The organism is Alcanivorax sp. 24 (assembly GCF_004360225.1).
Lineage (GTDB): Bacteria > Pseudomonadota > Gammaproteobacteria > Pseudomonadales > Alcanivoracaceae > Alloalcanivorax > Alloalcanivorax xiamenensis.
Map to the genome: position 1 here is coordinate 419,027 of NZ_SNUA01000001.1, position 18,395 is coordinate 437,421.

Annotated in this window: 12 protein-coding genes; 11 read left to right on the forward strand and 1 reads right to left on the reverse strand. The window is 62.2% G+C overall.

Annotated elements, in window-relative coordinates; translation table 11 throughout:
• Positions 1 to 101 precede the first annotated feature (101 nt).
• On the forward strand, positions 102 to 1,496 hold the full coding sequence (locus E0L37_RS01880) for a DKNYY domain-containing protein (RefSeq protein WP_133490113.1): 1,395 nt from the start codon (positions 102 to 104) through the stop codon (positions 1,494 to 1,496).
• Positions 1,493 to 2,788 carry a DKNYY domain-containing protein gene (locus E0L37_RS01885; RefSeq protein ID WP_240687408.1) on the forward strand — a complete coding sequence of 432 codons (1,296 nt, stop codon included), beginning with the start codon at positions 1,493 to 1,495 and terminating at the stop codon, positions 2,786 to 2,788. Before E0L37_RS01880 ends, E0L37_RS01885 begins: the two co-directional genes overlap by 4 nt.
• Before the next feature lie 30 nt (positions 2,789 to 2,818).
• On the opposite strand, the gene E0L37_RS01890 is transcribed toward E0L37_RS01885, so the two are convergent.
• On the reverse strand, positions 2,819 to 5,347 hold the full coding sequence (locus E0L37_RS01890) for a penicillin-binding protein 1A (protein ID WP_236564164.1): 2,529 nt from the start codon (positions 5,345 to 5,347) through the stop codon (positions 2,819 to 2,821).
• A gap of 334 nt (positions 5,348 to 5,681) precedes the next feature.
• Between E0L37_RS01890 and E0L37_RS01895 the strand changes: the two genes are divergently transcribed.
• The 9 genes from E0L37_RS01895 (at position 5,682) to gltB (ending at position 18,387) form a co-directional block, all read left to right on the forward strand.
• Positions 5,682 to 6,749: a pilus assembly protein PilM gene (locus E0L37_RS01895; RefSeq protein WP_205655562.1), complete on the forward strand. Its 1,068-nt coding sequence runs from the start codon at positions 5,682 to 5,684 to the stop codon at positions 6,747 to 6,749.
• On the forward strand, positions 6,746 to 7,327 hold the full coding sequence (locus tag E0L37_RS01900) for a PilN domain-containing protein (RefSeq protein ID WP_133490116.1): 582 nt from the start codon (positions 6,746 to 6,748) through the stop codon (positions 7,325 to 7,327). Before E0L37_RS01895 ends, E0L37_RS01900 begins: the two co-directional genes overlap by 4 nt.
• Complete coding sequence (locus tag E0L37_RS01905; RefSeq protein ID WP_133490117.1) at positions 7,314 to 8,012, forward strand: type 4a pilus biogenesis protein PilO; 699 nt, start codon at positions 7,314 to 7,316, stop codon at positions 8,010 to 8,012. The genes E0L37_RS01900 and E0L37_RS01905 overlap by 14 nt, the downstream gene beginning before the upstream one ends.
• Positions 8,013 to 8,030: 18 nt before the next feature.
• Complete coding sequence (locus E0L37_RS01910; RefSeq protein WP_133490118.1) at positions 8,031 to 8,564, forward strand: pilus assembly protein PilP; 534 nt, start codon at positions 8,031 to 8,033, stop codon at positions 8,562 to 8,564.
• Positions 8,565 to 8,584: 20 nt separating this feature from the next.
• Positions 8,585 to 10,735 carry a type IV pilus secretin PilQ gene (gene pilQ / locus E0L37_RS01915; protein WP_133490119.1) on the forward strand — a complete coding sequence of 717 codons (2,151 nt, stop codon included), beginning with the start codon at positions 8,585 to 8,587 and terminating at the stop codon, positions 10,733 to 10,735.
• Positions 10,732 to 11,268 (forward strand): shikimate kinase AroK, encoded by a 537-nt coding sequence (aroK, locus tag E0L37_RS01920; RefSeq protein WP_370450504.1) that lies wholly within the window; start codon positions 10,732 to 10,734, stop codon positions 11,266 to 11,268. The genes pilQ and aroK overlap by 4 nt, the downstream gene beginning before the upstream one ends.
• 50 nt (positions 11,269 to 11,318) lie before the next feature.
• On the forward strand, positions 11,319 to 12,401 hold the full coding sequence (gene aroB / locus E0L37_RS01925) for a 3-dehydroquinate synthase (RefSeq protein ID WP_133490121.1): 1,083 nt from the start codon (positions 11,319 to 11,321) through the stop codon (positions 12,399 to 12,401).
• Positions 12,388 to 13,743 carry an SPOR domain-containing protein gene (locus tag E0L37_RS01930; protein WP_133490122.1) on the forward strand — a complete coding sequence of 452 codons (1,356 nt, stop codon included), beginning with the start codon at positions 12,388 to 12,390 and terminating at the stop codon, positions 13,741 to 13,743. The genes aroB and E0L37_RS01930 overlap by 14 nt, the downstream gene beginning before the upstream one ends.
• 180 nt (positions 13,744 to 13,923) lie before the next feature.
• Positions 13,924 to 18,387 carry a glutamate synthase large subunit gene (gene gltB / locus E0L37_RS01935; RefSeq protein ID WP_133490123.1) on the forward strand — a complete coding sequence of 1,488 codons (4,464 nt, stop codon included), beginning with the start codon at positions 13,924 to 13,926 and terminating at the stop codon, positions 18,385 to 18,387.
• Positions 18,388 to 18,395 lie beyond the last annotated feature (8 nt).

Genomic DNA, 18,395 nt, shown 5'->3' on the forward strand with positions numbered 1-18,395 from the left:
GGCGAGCGCGACGTCTGTACCCCTCACCCTCCGCGCCGCGCGCAAACCGGTCCGCATGACTATACTGTGTCGGACAACGGCAGACGCATGGAGCGCGATGTTTGGACAATACCAACAAATCTGAGCCAGCCATCGGCGGCAAAGCCGTTGTTGTCATCGCGGTATTGGTCAGTATCGCCAGTGCCCTGGCGATCTGCTGGACGCTGTCCAAGGGGGCCGACGTAGACCCCGCTGATTATCCCCGTAGCCGCTATGCCCACGATGACGCCGGTGGTGTCTGGTTTTTGCGCCCCGGCGATGGCTATCAGCGGGTGGAAGGCGCCGACGCGGACAGCTTCGAGCCACTGCCAGCCAATGCCAGTGGGCCCATTGAGTACAGCGGCCTGGCCCGGGATCGCGACCATCTCTATGCCATGGGGCAGCGTATGCCCGGTGTGGCGCCGGACGGCGTGCACTATCTGGAGTCCCGTTACTACGTTGCCGGTGATCAGGCGTATTACGGTGCCACGCTGTTGGAAGGGGCGGATGCTGACCGGCTGCGGGTATTCCAGAACGCCCCAAGGTACCCCAACGAGTACGCTCACGATGACCGACGCCTGTATTTCCAGGGTCGGTGGATCCAGGGTGCGGACATCGCGTCCTTGGCGAAGGTCCCCCGGGAAGCGCCGACGCCGGCGGAACGGGGGTATCTGAAAGACCGTCATCGGGTGTACTACCGGGACCGCGTGGTGGTGGGCGCGAATGCGGATTCCTTCGCGCTGGTGGCAGTGCCGGGGTTGATCGTGGATCGGAGTCACCATGCCTTTTATGGCCACGATGGCCGGCATTACTTCCTGAGAGACCAGGCACTGCCGGAGCGGGTGGCAGGCACCGAGCAGGCGTTACCGCCGGGTGGCCTGGAACTGCTGCTGGCGGACCGGGATCTGGGTTGGCATTTCCTGTTTTATCAGGGGCGGCAACTGTTCTATCACCAACCGTTCACCAATGAATTGGAACCTCTGTGCCGGCGGGATTCCGGGGCGCCGCTGGAGCAATTGGGGCGGGGTCTGTACCGGGATGACCGGCATCTGTACTACGCCTGGACGGCACTGGATCATCGCAAGGGCCGGTACGCCAGCGGCCTGCGTGGATGGTATACCGGGTTGGAAGTGGTGCCCGGTGTGCATCCCGATGAGTGGCGTCTGATCGGCGAGCGCCGTTTGCACATGCCAGGCAAAACCCTGACCGGGAATCTGTATCAGGCCGATGAGCGCCGTTTTCTCAATCCCGCCGAAGGGTATGTGGCCGGGCTGTGGGGCGTGAATGGAGACGGGCAGCTACAGAGGCTGGATAGAGAGAACGAGTGCCTGGCGTACACGCGCAATCCGGACTGGAATTACGTTCCGGCGCGTGCCCGCGCTATCCTCATCCTGCTCGCCATCGTGCTGACTGTCATCGGTGGTATCCGCTGGCTGCTGCGGCGAAAGGCAACAGGAACCAAGGGAGGGCATCAATGAGACGATGGGGGCAGGGGCTGGCCTGGGTCATGGCGATTCTGGCGCTGATGGTCTCGCTGATGCTGTGGCTGGATCCCGGGGAAGAACCCGAGGTGAACCGCACTGATTATCCGGTAAGCCGCTACAGCCATGATGAGAACGGTGGTATCTGGTTTCTGCGAGCGGGAGAGGGCCATCATCGGGTCGAGGGGGCCGATCCGGAGACTTTCGAACCGGTGCCCGGCGATACTGGGAAAGGCTACTTTTACAGTGGTCTGGCCCGGGACCGCGAGCACTTCTATGTCGACGGCCAGCAGCAACCGGAGGTGAATCCGGATTCCGTCCGTTATCTGGGCCGCCACTACTATCGTGCCGGTGACCGGGTGTATTACCGCACCACGTTACTGGATGGCGCCGATGCCGCCAGGGTCCGCGTCCGCCACGGCGATTACGCCGACGATGGACGGCGGCTGTACTATCAGGGGCACCGGATCGCCGACGCCGATGTTTCCTCGTTGAGCGAAGTGGCGGTGACGGAACGGACCTCGGCGGACTTTTACTACCTCAAGGACGCCGGCAGGGTCTATTACCGGGGCAAGGTGGTGGAAGGAGCAGAACCGGGGGACTTCACCGTGATCAGGGTCGAAGGGGACACCTGGGGCAACCACTACGGCCACGATGGTGATCGCTACTTCTTCAAGGACCAACCATTGCCCGATCAGGCGGCGGATTCCGGTCAGGCGCTGCGGCCGGGTGATCTCAAGTTATTGTTGGCGGACAAGGAGTTTGGCTGGCACCTGCTGTTCTATCAGGATGACAGCGTCTTCTACCATCAGCCTTACACCAATGAGGTGAAGGTGCTGTGCCGGCGCGATTCCGGCGCTCCCATGGAGGCGTTGGGGCAGGGGCTTTACCGGGACGACCGGCATCTGTATTTCGCCTGGGTGGAATGGGACTGGAATCGGCAAAGCCGAGGCGGAGGGCGCGGGCTGCAGGGTTGGAGCAGTGGCCTGGCGGTGGTGCCGGGTATTGATCCCGACACATTCCGTATTATTGAAAAGACGCATTACCGCCGGTCGGGATCCGCGCTGCGTGGCGAGGTGTACGAGGCCAACGGAGAGCGTTTCTTCCATCCGGATTACAAAGGAGCGGCCCCCTACCAGGCGGCGTTGATGGGCTTCGATGAGAGCGGTGAGTTGCGCCACTTGCGACATGACGGCCGCTGTGGTGCCTATACGGAGTCCCCGAACCGCTCGAGTTTCCTCAATGATCTGAAAGGTATGGTGAAATGGATGATCAATCGCGGCTCGTGAGCCGCGATTGATCCGGCAACCGGGAACGGATCAGAAAATCTGTTCCGGGCTGCCGCCACTGCCGCCATTGTAGGGGCTTTCCTGTTCTGGCACTTCATCCTCACGGAAATACTCGAAGATGGCATTGCCGTTGCCGGACCGCGCGACCAGGCCGCTCTTCGGATCAATGCGGACCGAGACAATGCCCGGCGGCTGACGCAGGGAGGTTTCCGGAACGCCCTCCAAGGCCTTGCCCATGTAGCTGATCCAGATCGGCAGGGCGGCGCGACCGCCGTATTCTCCCCAGCCCAGGGAGGTTGGCGTGTCCAGTCCCACCCACACGGTGGTCACCAGGCTCGGCGCATAGCCGGAGAACCAGGCGTCCACATGATTGTTGGTGGTACCGGTCTTGCCGGCGAGATCCTTGCGGCCCAGGGAGCTTGCCTGGCGACCGGTGCCGCGCTTGATCACGTCCTGCAGCATGGAGTTCATCAGCCAGGCCACCTGCGGGTCCAGCGTGCGTGGTGCCAGTACCGGCGGCGGCTGCAGGGTTTCCGGAGGTTGCTCATTGCCGTTGTCACTGTTGCCGAGGCTCACTTCCTCGCGTTCCAGCAGGGTGGGCAGTTGTTCGCGCTGTTCCCAGGTCGCTTCCTCGGCGGCGATTCGGGCCCGTTCATCGGCGCAGGGCAGGTCGCACCGCAACACCTCCGGTGCGCGCCACAGCACATGGCCGTCGCGATCCTCGATGCGATCAATGTACCAGGGCGCCACCCGGTAGCCGCCGTTGGCGAACATGGCATAGGCGGTGGCCAGCTCCAGCGGTGTCAGCGACCCGCTGCCCAGGGCCAGGGACAGGTCCCTCTGGAAGCGATCATAGGGCAGCCCGAATTCCTTCAGCGTTTCCATGGTCTGCTCGATGCCCACCTGGCGCAGAATTCGGATCGACACCAGGTTAAGGGAGCGGTACAGCGCCTCACGCATGCGGGTGGGGCCGTAGAAACGGCCGCTGGAACCTTTCGGCCGCCAGGCCTTGCCCAGCTCGGAACTGTCGTAGACCACCGGGGCATCATTGATGATGGTGGCCGGCGTGAAACCGTTTTCCAGTGCCGCGGTATAAACAAACGGCTTGAACACGGAACCGGCCTGGCGCTGGCCCTGCATCGCCCGGTTGAAGTTGGAGGCGGCGAAGCTGTAGCCGCCTTGCAGGGCTTGCAGGGCTCCGGTTTCCGGATCCAGTGACACCAGCGCGGATTGTGCCTGGGGCAATTGCGCCAGACGCCAGCGGGCGCCGTTTTTGTCATCCACCGGGCGGACATAGACGACGTTGCCGACTTTGAGGACGTCGGCGACTTGCTTCGGTTTTTCCCCGACATAGCCCTTGCGCAAGGCCGGGCGGGCCCAACTGATATCCTTCCAGTTCACCACTGCCTGCTTGCCGTCGCCGAGCAGCATGGCGGCGGCGTCTTCCCGTACCTCGGTGACGACGGCCGTGCGCAGCGGGCCGTAGGCGGGCTGGTTCTTGAAGGTGTCGAGCCAGGCCACCACGTCGTTGCTCAGGCCTTCCTGATCTTCCTCTTCCTGACGGGCCAGTTCCGGCTGCGGTGCCTCATCCTCGGGGGCGGCCTCCGCCTCATCGCCCCGGGGCCATGCCAGTGCCGGCAGGGAGCCGGTATCCACCTCGGCCAGCGGGCCACGATAGCCGTGGCGCTCATCGTATTCGTGCAGGCCCTCGCGCAGGGCGCGTACCGCTGCTTCCTGACGCTTGCTGTCGACCGTGGTGATAACCCGCAATCCCTGGGTGTAGAGGTCGCCGGGGATGATGTCGGCCACCGCCAGGCGCGCCATTTCCGCCACATAGGCGCCCTCCACTTCCGGGCGCGAAGTGTGATAGCGGGCGGTTACCGGTGCCTGCCGGGCTTGTTCCATTTGCTCCTCGGTGATGGCGCCGGTTTCGAGCATGCGGCCGAGAATCCAGTTGCGGCGCTGTACCGCCCGCTCCGGATTGGTGATCGGGTTGTAGGCGGAAGGGGCCTTCGGCAGGCCGGCGATCATCGCCAGCTGCGGCAGGGTCAGTTCGCCGATGTCCTTGCCGTAGTAGACCTTGGCCGCGGCCTGGGCGCCGTAGGAGCGGTGCCCCAGGTAGATCTTGTTGAGATACAGCTCGAGAATCTGCTCCTTGGTCAGGATGTTCTCGATCTGCATGGCAAGCACGATCTCGTTGAACTTGCGCAGGAAACGCTGTTCCCGGTCGAGAAAGAAGTTGCGCGCCACCTGCATGGTGATGGTGGACCCGCCGGAGCGGATCTCGCGATAGCGGATCAACTCCACCGCGGCCCGGGCCAGCCCTTTCACGTCCACGCCGGCATGACGGAAGAAGCGCTCGTCCTCCGCCGCCAGCACTGCCTGGACGAACATCGGCGGCAGATGGTCGAAGGTGACCGGCTCGCGGCGCTTCTCGCCGTATTCGGCCATGAGTTTCTCGTCGCTGCTGTAAATGCGCAGCGGCGTCTGGTATTCGACCTCGCGAATGCCAATGGCATCAGGCAGTTGCGGCGCCAGATACAGGTAGGAGCCGGCCATGACCAGGACGGCGCCACAGACGGCGGCAAAGGCGAGGAGGAGAAGGGGGCGGATCCAACGGACGGCAGATTGCATATAGTGGCAATTGATGTGGATTCAGAATAAAGGCTTAGAGCATGCTCTCGGCGGTCCGGGCCAAGTCACCTGGGACGGTTTATGCGCGGGAACAGCATCCAGCCGTGAAGCACGTCATTATACGGCGTAAAGGTTGTTGTGATCTAATAACCTTTCTGCTACTACTAATTTCTCATGTTGTACAGCATAAGAACTACGTAAGTATATCTTTTTCTGGGTAAAAAAGTACTTCCAATCTACTCTCTTGGGGCGAAAGACTGTGCTGCCTTTTCTAAGAAAAAAGGCCCAATCCATGCTGGGGGTCGATATCAGTTCCACCGCCGTGAAGCTGCTGGAGCTATCCAGGTCCGGGGGGCGCTTCAAGGTCGAGAGCTATGCCGTCGAGCCGCTCACGGCCAATACCGTGGTGGAGAAAAACATCACCGATGTGGAAGGAGTGGGGGACGTGATCGCCCGGGTGGTCGCCCGGGCCCGCCCCGGGGTCAAGGCCGCCGCCGTGGCGGTGCCGGGCTCCGCCACCATCACCAAGGTGATCGAAATGGACGCCTCGCTCGGCGAGGACGATATGGAAACGCAATTGCGGGTGGAGGCGGACCAGTACATCCCGTTTCCGCTGGACGAAGTGCGCATGGATTTTCAAGTGCTCGGCGCCACCGAGGATTCGCCCGACCGGGTGGAGGTTCTGGTGGTGGCATCGCGTACGGAAAATGTGGAGATGCGCGCCGATGCTCTGGAGATCGGTAATCTCCAGGCCAAGGTGGTGGACGTGGAAGCCTACGCCATGGAGCGGGCCTTCCAACTGATTGCCCCCTCCCTGCCCAACGCCGATGAACTGGAAACGGTGGCGGTATTCGATATCGGCGCCACCATGACCACCCTCAATGTGTTTCATCAGGGGCGCAGCGTCTATACCCGCGAGCAACTGTTCGGCGGCAAGCAACTCACCGAGGAAATTCAGCGCCGCTACGGCATTTCCATGGAGGAAGCCGGGCTGGCGAAGAAAACCGGTGAATTGCCGGAAGACTACGAGAACGAAGTATTGCAGCCGTTCAAGGATGCCATCGTTCAGCAGATCAACCGGTCCCTGCAGTTCTTCTATGGCTCCACCCAGTTCAATCAGGTGGATTACATCCTGCTGGCCGGCGGTTCGGCTTCCATCGCCGGGCTGCCGGCGCTGATTCAGGAAAAGGTGGGCGCGGGGTGTTCCCTGGCGGATCCCTTCGCCAGCATGGGCAAGGCCGGCAAGGTCAACGCCCGGGCCCTGGCCAACGACGCCCCGGCGATGATGATCGCCTGCGGCCTGGCGCTGAGGAGCTTTGAACTATGAGCACCAGCATTAACCTGCTCCCCTGGCGTGAGGCGCGCCGCAAGCAGCGCCAGCAGGAATTCGTCGCCTTGCTGATTTTCGCCGCGCTGCTGGCCGGTCTGCTGTTCTGGATGTGGAAAGGGGTGATGGAGGATCGCATTGCCGATCAGCAGACCCGCAACAGCCATATCCAGACCGAGATCGCCAAGCTCGATGAGCAGATCAAGGAGATCAAGGAACTGGAGACCCGCCGCGCGGAACTGGTGGCGCGGATGAAAGTGATCCAGGAATTGCAGGGCAATCGACCCACCATCGTCTACGTCTTCGATCAACTGGTCCGGACCTTGCCGGACGGCGTTTATTACAGCTCGGTGGAGCGCGCCGGCGATATCTTCACCATTAAGGGCGTGGCCGAATCCAATAACCGGGTGTCGCGGCTGATGCGGAATCTGGACGGCTCCGATTGGTTCGTCGAGCCCAACCTGATCAACGTCACCGCCCTGGAGGGCAGTCAGCAAGCCAACCAGTTCACTCTGACCGTGAAGCAGGGGCGTCCGGACCGTGAAGGTGAAGGGGAGGGTGACGATGAAAGCCTCTGACCTGAAGAATCTCGATATTCGTGAGCTGATCGACGAGATCAACAGTCTGGATTTCGAGAACGTTGGCGGTTGGCCGCTGCCGATCAAGATCGGCGCCGCCGTGCTGGTGTTCACCGCGGTGTTGCTGTTGGGCTATCTGCTGTCGATCAAGGATCTGAAAGCCCAGCATCAACGTCTGGAGCGGGAGGAGCAGAGCCTGCTCACCAGTTACGAGAAAAAAGCGTTCAGTGCCCACAACCTGGAGCAGTACCGGCGGCAACTGGTCGAGTTGGAAGAGAACTTCGATACCTTGAAGAACCAGTTGCCCCGCGACACCGAGGTGCCCGGCTTGCTGGAGGACATCACCCATACCGGTTTGAGCAGTGGTCTCGAATTCGAGGTGATCGAGCTCAAGGATGAAGTACAGAAGGAGTTTTACGCGGAATTGCCCATCGATATCCGGGTGACCGGGGATTACCACGGATTCGGGGCGTTCGTTTCCGGCGTGTCGGCGTTGCCGCGGATCGTTACCTTGCACGACTTCAAGGTGGAGCCCGGTAGCAAGGACGAGAGCGGCGGTTTGTTGAATCTGGCGATCACCGCCAAGACCTATCGCTACGCGGCGCGGGATAGCGATGAAGGCGGCAATAATAAAAAGGTGGCCGGCAAAACGGCGAAGGCGAACAAACGGAACGGCCGTTCCTAGAGCTCTAAAGGGGGAATCATGAAAGCGCTTAATTTAGCGGCCGCACCGTGTCTGCTGGCGGCGATATTGTCTCTTGGGGGGTGTGCCGCCGGCGCTGATCTCGGCCAGTTGGATGCCCGTCTCGAGGAAATCAAAGCCCGGCCGCGCGGACGCATCGAGCCGCCGCCGGAGTTCAAGCCCATCGCCACCTTTACCTACGGGGCGCACAAGTTGCGACCGCCCTTTTCACCGCCGGTGGAACAGGAACTGGTGAAAGTGCCGGAAGGCCGCAAGGTGGAGCCGGACATGAGCCGGCCCCGGGAATACCTGGAGCGCTTCAGTCTGGACGCGTTGCGCATGGTGGGCACCATCACCAAGCCGGGGAAGGCGCTGGAAGCGTTGATGGAGGATCCCGCCGGTGCCGTTACCCGGATCCGGGTAGGCAGTTACCTGGGGAAAAATTTTGGCCGGGTGGTGGCCGTTCGCGATAACGAAGTGTCGTTGGTGGAAATCGTGCCTGACGGCCACGACGGTTGGGTGGAGCGGTCCCGCGCCGTTTCCATCGCCGAATAATGTTGCTGGGGAAGCCTGTTATGACAATCTGCAATGCAATAAAAAACCGATTCGCTCCCCGGCGCTGGGGAATCAGGGTGCTGGTGGTGCTGGCTTGCTGTGCCGCCTCGTTGGCGTCGGCGGCCACCATAACCGGCCTCGATGCCAATATGCTGCCGGGGGACGGCATGGAAGTGCGCGTTCGCTTTGATGGCGCCGCGCCGGAGGTAAAGGGGTACAGTATCGAGCGCCCGGCCCGCATCGCTCTCGATCTGGTGGGCACGGACAGCGCCCTGAAAACCCGTCAGCATAACCTTGGCACCGGCAATGCCCGCAGTGTCACGGTGGTGGAGGCCAAGAATCGCACCCGGCTGATTTTCAATCTGGATCAACTGACCGGCTACAGCACCGAAGTGGACGGGCAGGAACTGGTGGTGGTGCTCGGCCGCGACCGAGCGCCGGCCAGTGATCCGGCCCGCGCGGACCAGGAAGCCACCGCCGAGCCACCACGGGGCGCTCAGGAGAGCATTCGTGACATCGATTTCCGTCGCGGCAGTGACGGCGAAGGCCGGGTCGTGGTGACGCTGTCCAAACCGTCCATTCCGGTGGATGTGAAGGAAGAGGGCGGCCGCATCCAGGCGCGCTTCGTCGGCGCCGGGGTCGGTAATAAGCTGGTGCGCCGTCTTGATGTCACCGATTTCGCCACGCCGGTGCAGTACGTGGAGACCCGCACCGATGATGGCAGCACGGTGATCACCATCGAACCCACCGGCACCTGGGAATATCTGGCCTATCAGGCGGACAACGAGTTCAGCATCAATATCAAGCCACTCACCCGCGGCGAGGCGGAACGCAAGAAACGTGAGTCCTTCAAGTACACCGGCGAGAAGTTGTCGCTGAACTTCCAGGACATTGAGGTGCGTTCGGTGCTGCAGTTGATCGCTGACTTCACCGAATTGAACCTGGTGGCGTCCGATACGGTGGCGGGCAAAATCACCCTGCGGCTGCAAAGCGTGCCCTGGGATCAGGCGCTGGACCTGATTCTCAAGACCAAGGGGCTGGATAAGCGCAAGGTCGGCAATGTGTTGTTGGTGGCGCCAGCGGACGAGATCGCCGCGCGTGAACAACTGGAACTGGAAAGCCAGAAGAAAATCGCTTCACTGGCGCCGTTGCGCACTGAGTTCATCAGCATCAACTACGCCCGCGCCGAGGAGCTGAAAACACTGATTACCGGGGAAAGCGGCGCCACCGCGTTGATCAGCGAGCGCGGTTCGGTGTCCGTGGATCAGCGCACCAATACCCTGATCATCCAGGACACCGTGGCTAAGCTGCAGGAGATCCGCGATCTGATCCAGCAACTGGACATTCCGGTCCAGCAGGTGCTGATTGAGGCGCGAGTGGTGGTGGCCACCACCGATCTGTCCGACGAGTTCGGGGTGCGTTGGGGCGGTCTCGGTTACGACGGCAATTCCCTTGCCAATGATGGTCGCTCCCTGGCGATTTCCGGCCGGCTCACCTCCTTGCGGGAGCTGCATTACGCCAACGTTGACCGTGATGACGATGGCTCCCTGGGGGAAATGGAGGAATTCGACGAGGACACCAATAACGACATGATCGTCGACATGGGAGTGGATTCCGCCGATGCCACCCGCTTCGCCATCGGTTTCACCTCCCTGAGCTCCGGCCTGATCGAGCTGGAACTGTCGGCACTGGAGTCCGAGGGGCGCGGTGAACTGGTGGCCACGCCCAAGGTGCTCACCGCGGATCAGCAACCGGCGGTGATCGCCTCCGGTCAGCAGATCCCGTTCAACGTGGCTACCTCCTCCGGTGCCACCGCGGTGGAGTTCATCGAGGCGGAGCTGCGCTTGGAAGTGACGCCGCAGGTCACCCCGGAAGGCGATGTGATCATGCAACTCAAGGTCAACAACGATGCTCTTGGCTCGGATCTGGACAATCCCACCATCAGCACCAACCGGGTTGAGACCACGGTGTTGGTGAATGATGGGGAAACCGTGGTTTTGGGCGGCATTTTCCAGCAGGAACAGATAAACTCCCTGATCAAAACCCCCTTCCTGGGTGATATTCCCTGGTTGGGAGCCCTGTTCCGCAAGAAAGTGAAGCGTGACAGCAAGCAGGAATTGCTGATATTCATTACGCCACGCTTGGTGAAAGAGACAATGGCCCGTCGGTGAACGATAGAGAAAACACTCCCTCTCTTTTTTTGGTGGGCCCCATGGGGGCAGGTAAAAGCACCCTGGGGCGCCAGCTCGCACAGTTATTGAATCGCCCTTTCCATGACTCGGACCGGGTCATCGAGGAGAAGACCGGTGCCGATATCCCGTGGATTTTCGATATGGAGGGGGAGGAGGGCTTTCGCCGGCGCGAAAGTGAGGTCATCGATGAGCTGAGCGCGCTGCCCGGCATCGTGTTGGCCACCGGAGGTGGAGCGGTGGTGACCGAGGAAAACCGGCGCCACCTGCATGAACGCGGTTGCGTGATCTACCTGTGGACACCGGTGGATGTGCAACTGGCCCGTACCCGTAATGATCGCAACCGTCCGTTGTTGCGGACCAGTAACCCCAAGGCCCGCCTGACCACGCTGTTCGAGCAGCGAGATCCGCTCTATCGGGAAGTGGCGCATCATGTGGTTTCCACCGCTTCCAGCAACCTGAAAAAGGTCGCTGATCAGATCCTCGGTTGTCTGGCCGATTTCCCCGTCCGATAATGCTTCGACGCCGGACGGCTCCGGCGTTCCCTTCCTTGTCCGGAGACACTATGCAGACGCTTGACGTGGCGCTGGCCGAACGCAGTTACCCGATCCACATAGGCCCCGATCTGTTGTCCACTTCGTTGATTCGCGAGCGCATCCGTGGCAATCAGGTCATGGTGGTGACCAATGAAACCATCGCTCCGCTGTATCTTGGGCAGGTGACCGCCTCCCTTGGTGACCTCCAGTGCGACACCGTGATTCTGCCGGATGGTGAGCAACACAAGACGTTGGCGACCCTGGAGCGGATTTTTGACGCGCTGATGGAGAAGCGACATTCGCGCACCACCACCCTGGTCGCCCTGGGCGGCGGCGTGGTCGGCGATATGGTCGGGTTCGCCGCGGCGTGTTACCAGCGCGGCGTGGATTTCATTCAGGTACCGACCACGTTGCTGGCCCAGGTGGACTCCTCGGTGGGCGGCAAGACCGCGGTGAACCATCCCCGTGGCAAGAATATGATCGGCGCCTTTCATCAGCCCCGCTCGGTGATTATCGACATCCGTGTGCTGGACACCCTGCCGGAGCGGGAATTCGCCGCCGGCATGGCGGAAGTGATCAAGTACGGTTTGATTCGCGATCCGCGGTTCTTCGACTGGCTGGAGCAGCACCGCCCCGAACTGCAGCGGCGCGATGACGCCGCCCTCGCCGAGGCGATCCTGCGCAGTTGCCGCAACAAGGCGGAGGTGGTGGCCGCCGACGAAACCGAACAGGGTAACCGTGCCCTGCTCAATCTGGGGCATACTTTTGGCCATGCCATGGAAACCTTCACCGGTTATCGCCAGTGGCTGCATGGTGAGGCGGTGGCCGCTGGCATGGTGATGGCGGCACGCATGTCCCGGGAATTGGGCTGGCTCGACGACGACGAAGTGGCCCGCGTGGCCGGCAGCCTGACGCCCTGGGGGCTGCCGGTAACGGCCCCAGAGGGGATGACGACGGCGGATTTCTCCGATTTGATGGCCCTGGACAAGAAAGTCCGTAATGGACGCCTGAGACTGGTATTGCTGAAACGAATCGGCGAGGCTCTGGTCACAGGGGAGTACCACCCCAATGCACTGACGCGAACGCTTGAGGCCTTTTGTGATAAGGGATGACGAGTACTTTTACGAAGGCGCGGAACGGGGCGATCTGCTCGACGCGCTGAACGGCTACGCTCACGAAGGCAGCACCGCGGTGCTGGAGGGCGAGCATGGCAGTGGGGTATCCACTCTGTTGGGTATGGTGTGCATGGCCCTGGTGGATGATTTCGAGGTCATCCGTCTGGACGGCGACGATGAGCTGAACGCCAACGCGCCGGTGGAAGCCATGCTGACGCACTTCGGAGTGGATCGCGAAGGGCTGGCGGACGCTCTCAAGCAGGCGCTGGCGGACACCCGGCTGGTGATCGTGGTGGACAACGCGGATCGTGCCGACGAAGCGGCCCTGGCCACCATGGCGGCGTTGAAGGAAAAACTGGGAGGCCGTTTGGCCTATTTGTTCGGCGGTTACCCGGGTGCCGCCGAGCGGGTCGTCAGCGCCGGCCTGGCGGTGGCGGATACGCTCGCGCTGCCGCCGCTGGATGAGTCCGAGGTGGTGGCGTTCGCCGATGAGGTGTACGGCGTTACTCTGGGTGAAGAGGAAGCGGAAAGTCTGCTGGCGGAAAGTGAAGGGCAGCCCGGGGCGCTGTTGGCGTTGCTGGATGAGCGTGCCGACGCGGCTCCGGCGCCGCTCGCCGACAGCCCCGCCCGCAGGCCTCTGCCCTGGCGTCATGTGCTGGCGGTAGGGGCGTTGGTGCTGGTGGTGCTGGTATTGTGGTTGGCCAGTGGCGGTGATGAGGAACCGCGGCCGTCGCGGCCCGTGGCCCTGGATTTGCCGAAGCCGCCGGCCACTCCCCCGGAGGAGCCGGCACAACAGACCGCGCCGACATCGGATGAACCGCCGTCGTTACCGGCGATTCGTGATCCGGAGCGTACCCGGGAAGCGTTGGCCTCCTACGCGGATAACGCCAGGACGTTCAAAAGCCGGGAAGAGCCGCCGAGCAAGCCGCGCCAGAGCGAGGAGGCGCCGCGGGCCGCGGACCCGGTCAGTGAGCCGGATGCCGGCACCGCGCCGGCGGCCACTCCGCAACCCGCTGCCCGGCCCAAGCCGCGCCCGGCGTCCAGTGACGATGGCTATCACCATGATGGCTGGCTGGCGTCCCGTCCGGACAGTGAGTGGTTCCTGCAAGTAACCGCCACCGGTCGCGAGGACGGCGCCCACGGTGTGCTTGACGTGTTGGACCGTAAGGGCGCCTACTACCCTGCCCGCAGGGGTGAGGAGACGGTATATGTGGTGCTGGCCGGCCCTTACGCCAGCCGCGACGCGGCGGTGCGGGCCCGTGACGGCCTGCCCGAGCAACTGCGTAAAGCGGGGCCTTTCCCGCGCAGCATGGCGTCGATACGAAAAGAACTGCAATGACATAATCCGCCGGGGCCCGCGGGCTCCGGCGCCTTCGGGGCCGGGACCGGCTCTGTGCGGTGGTGTTTGTCGGCTACCCCCTCAATGTGTAGAATGTTCATCCCTTTTTTGCCGTCGTCGTTTTTCCGGCGCCAGTTCCGCCTTCTGTAAGTCTCTGAATTTCAAGAGGAATAGGTTTTGATGCAGCAGAACTCAACGCTGGTGCAGGGGCTCTATGGGCCCGGAGAATTCCGGGACAACTGTGGCTTTGGCCTGATCGCCCACATGGAGGGGCAGGCCAGTCACGAGCTTTTGCAAACCGCTATTGAAGCACTCACCTGCATGACTCACCGGGGCGGGATCAACGCCGATGGAAAGACCGGTGATGGATGCGGGCTGTTGCTGAAAAAACCCGACTCCTTCTTCCGGGCGCAGGCCGGGAAACAGGGCATTGAACTGCCGGACATCTACGGCGTCGGGATGGTGTTCACCCATCCGGAAGCCGAGCAGGCGGCCGCCCAGAAGGCGGTGATCGACGCCGAGCTGGAAGCTCAGGGGCTGAAGGTTCTGGGTTGGCGCGAAGTGCCCACCGACGCTTCCTGCCTCGGTGAGCTGGCGTTGCGCTCCCTGCCGGGCTTTCACCAGGTGCTGGTGAGCGGTGAGGAGACATCCGAGGACGCCCTCAACCGCCGTCTGTTCTTCGCCCGCCGTCTCGCCGAGAAACGCATTGCGAAGGACGGTTACTTCTATGTCTGCTCGCTGTCGGCCACCACGGTGTCCTACAAGGGCCTGATGATGCCGGTGGATCTGCCGGCGTTCTTCCCGGATCTCGGTGACGAGTCCATGGAAACCGCCATCGTGGTATTTCACCAGCGGTTCTCCACCAATACCTCACCGCAGTGGCCGCTGGCCCAGCCGTTCCGTTATCTGGCCCACAACGGCGAGATCAACACCATCCAGGGCAACCGTAACTGGGCGTTGGCCCGTGAGAACAAATTCGAGAACGAACTGCTGCCCGATCTGGCCGAACTCAGCCCGCTGGTTAACCGTGAGGGCTCCGACTCCTCCAGCATGGACAACATGCTGGAAGTGCTGCTCTCCGGCGGCATGGACCTGTTCCGCGCCGCGCGCATGATGGTGCCGCCGGCCTGGCAGAACGTGGAAACCATGGACGCGGACCTGCGTGCTTTCTATGAATACAACTCCATGCATATGGAGCCCTGGGACGGCCCCGCCGGGCTGGTCATGACCGACGGGCGCCATGCCGTCTGCATGCTGGACCGCAACGGCCTGCGTCCGGCCCGCTGGGTGATCACCAAGAACGGTTTCATCACGCTGTCCTCCGAGATCGGTGTATACAGCTACCAGCCCGAGGACGTGGTGGCCAAAGGCCGCGTCGGACCCGGCCGGATCCTGGCCGTGGACGTCGAGAAGGGCGAGCTGCTGCAGACCGAGGACATCGACAATCGTCTGAAAGTGCGCCACCCCTATCGCCAATGGCTCAGGGAGAACGCGCTTCGTATCGAGGCCGATTACCTTCCTGGCACCAAACACATCGATGACATAAAACCGGAAGAGCTGCTCAGCTACCAGAAATTCTTCCAGGTCAGTTTCGAGGAGCGTGACCAGGTGCTGCGTCCGCTGGCTGAGGCGGGCCAGGAGGCCACCGGCTCGATGGGCGACGACACGCCGATGGCCGTGCTGAGCCAGCGCCAGCGCCCGCTGTATGACTACTTCCGGCAACAGTTCGCGCAGGTGACCAACCCGCCCATCGATCCGCTGCGTGAAGCGATTGTGATGAGCCTGGAAACCTGTATTGGCGCCGAGCGCAATGTGTTCGAGGAAACCGCTGACCATGCGGACCGGGCCATCCTCTCCACGCCGGTGCTGTCCTACGCCAAGTATCACAACCTGCTGGACATCGACCGGCCGGGCTACCGCTCCGAGCGGTTGAGTCTGCACTATGACCCGGCCCTGGGACTGCGGGCGGCGGTCCATGCTCTGTGTGAAAAAGCCGAGCAAGCGGTGCGTGACGGTGTCGTCCTGTTGGTGCTGTCCGACAACGGCATCAGCCCGGATACACTGACAATTCATGCGCTGATGGCCTGTGGCGCGGTGCATCACCACCTGACCGGATGCGGCTTGCGCAGTGATGCCAACATCATTGTCGAGACCGCCACCGCCCGTGACGCCCACCACTTCGCCGTTCTCTTCGGTTTCGGTGCCACCGCGGTGTTCCCCTACCTGGCCGAGGATATCCTGGCCGATATGGTCAAGCGCGGCGAGTTGCTGGGCGACGTGGTGGAACTGCAGAAGAATTTCCGCAAAGGCATCAACAAGGGATTGATGAAGATCCTCTCCAAGATGGGGATCTCCACCATCACCTCCTACCGTGGCGCTCAACTGTTCGAAGCCGTGGGTATTGCCAGCGACGTGGTGGATTTGTGCTTCCGGGGGGTGCAGAGCCGCATCGAAGGGGCTACCTTCGAGGACTTTGAGAGCGACCAGAAAACCATCGCCGCCGACGCCTGGAAACAACGTAAGCCAATCGATGCCGGTGGTGTGCTCAAGTACATCCACGGCAAGGAATACCACGCCTACAATCCGGATGTGGTGCACGCTATCCACCGTGCCGTGCAGAACGGCGATTACCAGGCGTACAAGGAATTCGCCGAGCTGGTCAATGACCGCCCGGTGGCGACCCTGCGCGACCTGTTGAGAGTGCGCGGCGATGTGACGCCGGTGCCGCTGGAAGAGGTGGAGCCGATCGAAACGATTTTGCCGCGTTTCGACTCCGCCGGTATGTCGCTGGGCGCGCTCAGTCCGGAAGCTCACGAAGCCATCGCCACCGCCATGAACCGTCTGGGAGGGCGTTCAAACTCCGGTGAAGGCGGCGAGGACCCGGCCCGTTATGGCACCGAGCGTGTTTCCAAGATCAAGCAGATCGCTTCTGGCCGGTTCGGTGTGACCCCGCATTACCTGGTCAACGCCGAAGTGCTGCAAATCAAAGTGGCCCAGGGCGCCAAGCCTGGTGAGGGCGGCCAGTTGCCCGGTGGTAAGGTCAATGCGTTGATCGCCCGCCTGCGTCACTCCGTGCCCGGCGTGACCCTGATTTCACCGCCGCCGCACCACGACATTTACTCCATCGAGGATCTGGCTCAGCTGATCTTCGACCTCAAGCAGGTCAATCCGCAGGCCCAGGTGTCGGTGAAACTGGTGTCCGAGCCCGGTGTTGGCACGGTGGCTTCCGGCGTGGCCAAGGCCTACGCCGATCTGATCACCATCTCCGGTTACGACGGCGGTACCGCCGCCAGCCCGCTGACGTCCATCCGTTACGCCGGTTCCCCTTGGGAACTGGGGCTGGCGGAAGCGCACCAGGCACTGCGTGCCAACGATCTGCGCCAGAAGATCCGCCTGCAGACCGATGGTGGTCTGAAGACCGGGCTGGACGTGATCAAGGCGGCCATCCTCGGCGCTGAGTCGTTCGGCTTTGGTACCATGCCAATGGTCGTGCTCGGCTGTAAGTACCTGCGTATCTGTCACCTGAACAACTGCGCCACTGGTGTGGCCACCCAGCGGGACGACCTGCGCAAGGAGCATTTCATCGGCGCGCCGGAAATGCTGATGAACTACTTCACCTTCGTTGCCCGTGAAGTGCGCGAATTGCTGGCGGCGCTCGGTATCAAGAGCTTGCCGGAACTGATCGGCCGTACCGATCTGCTGGAGCGCATCGAAGGTCTGACCGAGAAACAGAAGCGTCTGGATCTGCTGCCGATCCTGCGCAATGACCATGTGCCGGCGGACAAGCCGACCCATTGTCAGGTGCAGCGCAACGAGCCGTTCGACAAGGGCGTGCTCAACGCCAAAATGATGGAAGAAATGCGCACCGCCGTGGAAGGCAAAAGCGGTGGCTCGTTCCACTACACCATCACCAACTGCGACCGTTCCGTGGGCGCCACGGTGTCCGGGGAAATTGCCAGACACCACGGTAACCTGGGCATGGAAAGCGCGCCGATCCGGGTTCGCTTCACCGGCACCGCCGGGCAGAGCTTTGGTGTGTTCAACGCCGGCGGCTTGCACCTGTATCTGGAAGGTGATGCCAACGACTATGTCGGTAAAGGCATGGCCGGCGGCAAAGTGGTGATACGCCCGCCCAAGGGCAGCCCGTTCAAGACCCAGGATACCGCCATCATCGGTAACACCTGTCTGTACGGCGCCACTGGTGGCAAGTTGTTCGCCGCCGGCACCGCCGGTGAGCGTTTCGCGGTGCGTAACTCCGGCGCCCATGCGGTGGTGGAAGGGGCTGGTGATCACTGCTGTGAATATATGACCGGCGGTTGCGTCACCGTGCTGGGCCATACAGGCCACAACTTCGGTGCCGGCATGACCGGGGGCTTCGCCTTCGTGCTGGATCAGGATAATGACTTCTTCGACCGCATCAACCCGGAATTGATTGAACTGCATCGGATCAGTTCCGAGTCCACTGAATCCCATCGCGCTCATCTGCGTCATGTGATCGAGGAATACGTGGACGAAACCGGCAGCGAGTGGGGCCGGGAGATCCTGGACAATTTCGATGCCATGAGCCGCAAGTTCTGGCTGGTCAAACCCAAGGCGGCGAGCCTGGAAGACCTGCTCAAGAGCACGCGTGCGAACCCGGCATAACGAGAGAG

Excerpts from the sequence above, each read along its gene's own strand:
- E0L37_RS01885 (WP_240687408.1), top strand. The coding sequence starts at position 1,493 with ATGAGACGATGGGGGCAGGGGCTGGCCTGGGTCATGGCGATTCTGGCG.
- E0L37_RS01890 (WP_236564164.1), bottom strand. The coding sequence starts at position 5,347 with ATGGCCGGCTCCTACCTGTATCTGGCGCCGCAACTGCCTGATGCCATT.
- E0L37_RS01900 (WP_133490116.1), top strand. The coding sequence starts at position 6,746 with ATGAGCACCAGCATTAACCTGCTCCCCTGGCGTGAGGCGCGCCGCAAG.
- E0L37_RS01905 (WP_133490117.1), top strand. The coding sequence starts at position 7,314 with ATGAAAGCCTCTGACCTGAAGAATCTCGATATTCGTGAGCTGATCGAC.
- E0L37_RS01910 (WP_133490118.1), top strand. The coding sequence starts at position 8,031 with ATGAAAGCGCTTAATTTAGCGGCCGCACCGTGTCTGCTGGCGGCGATA.
- pilQ (WP_133490119.1), top strand. The coding sequence starts at position 8,585 with ATGACAATCTGCAATGCAATAAAAAACCGATTCGCTCCCCGGCGCTGG.
- aroB (WP_133490121.1), top strand. The coding sequence starts at position 11,319 with ATGCAGACGCTTGACGTGGCGCTGGCCGAACGCAGTTACCCGATCCAC.
- gltB (WP_133490123.1), top strand. The coding sequence starts at position 13,924 with ATGCAGCAGAACTCAACGCTGGTGCAGGGGCTCTATGGGCCCGGAGAA.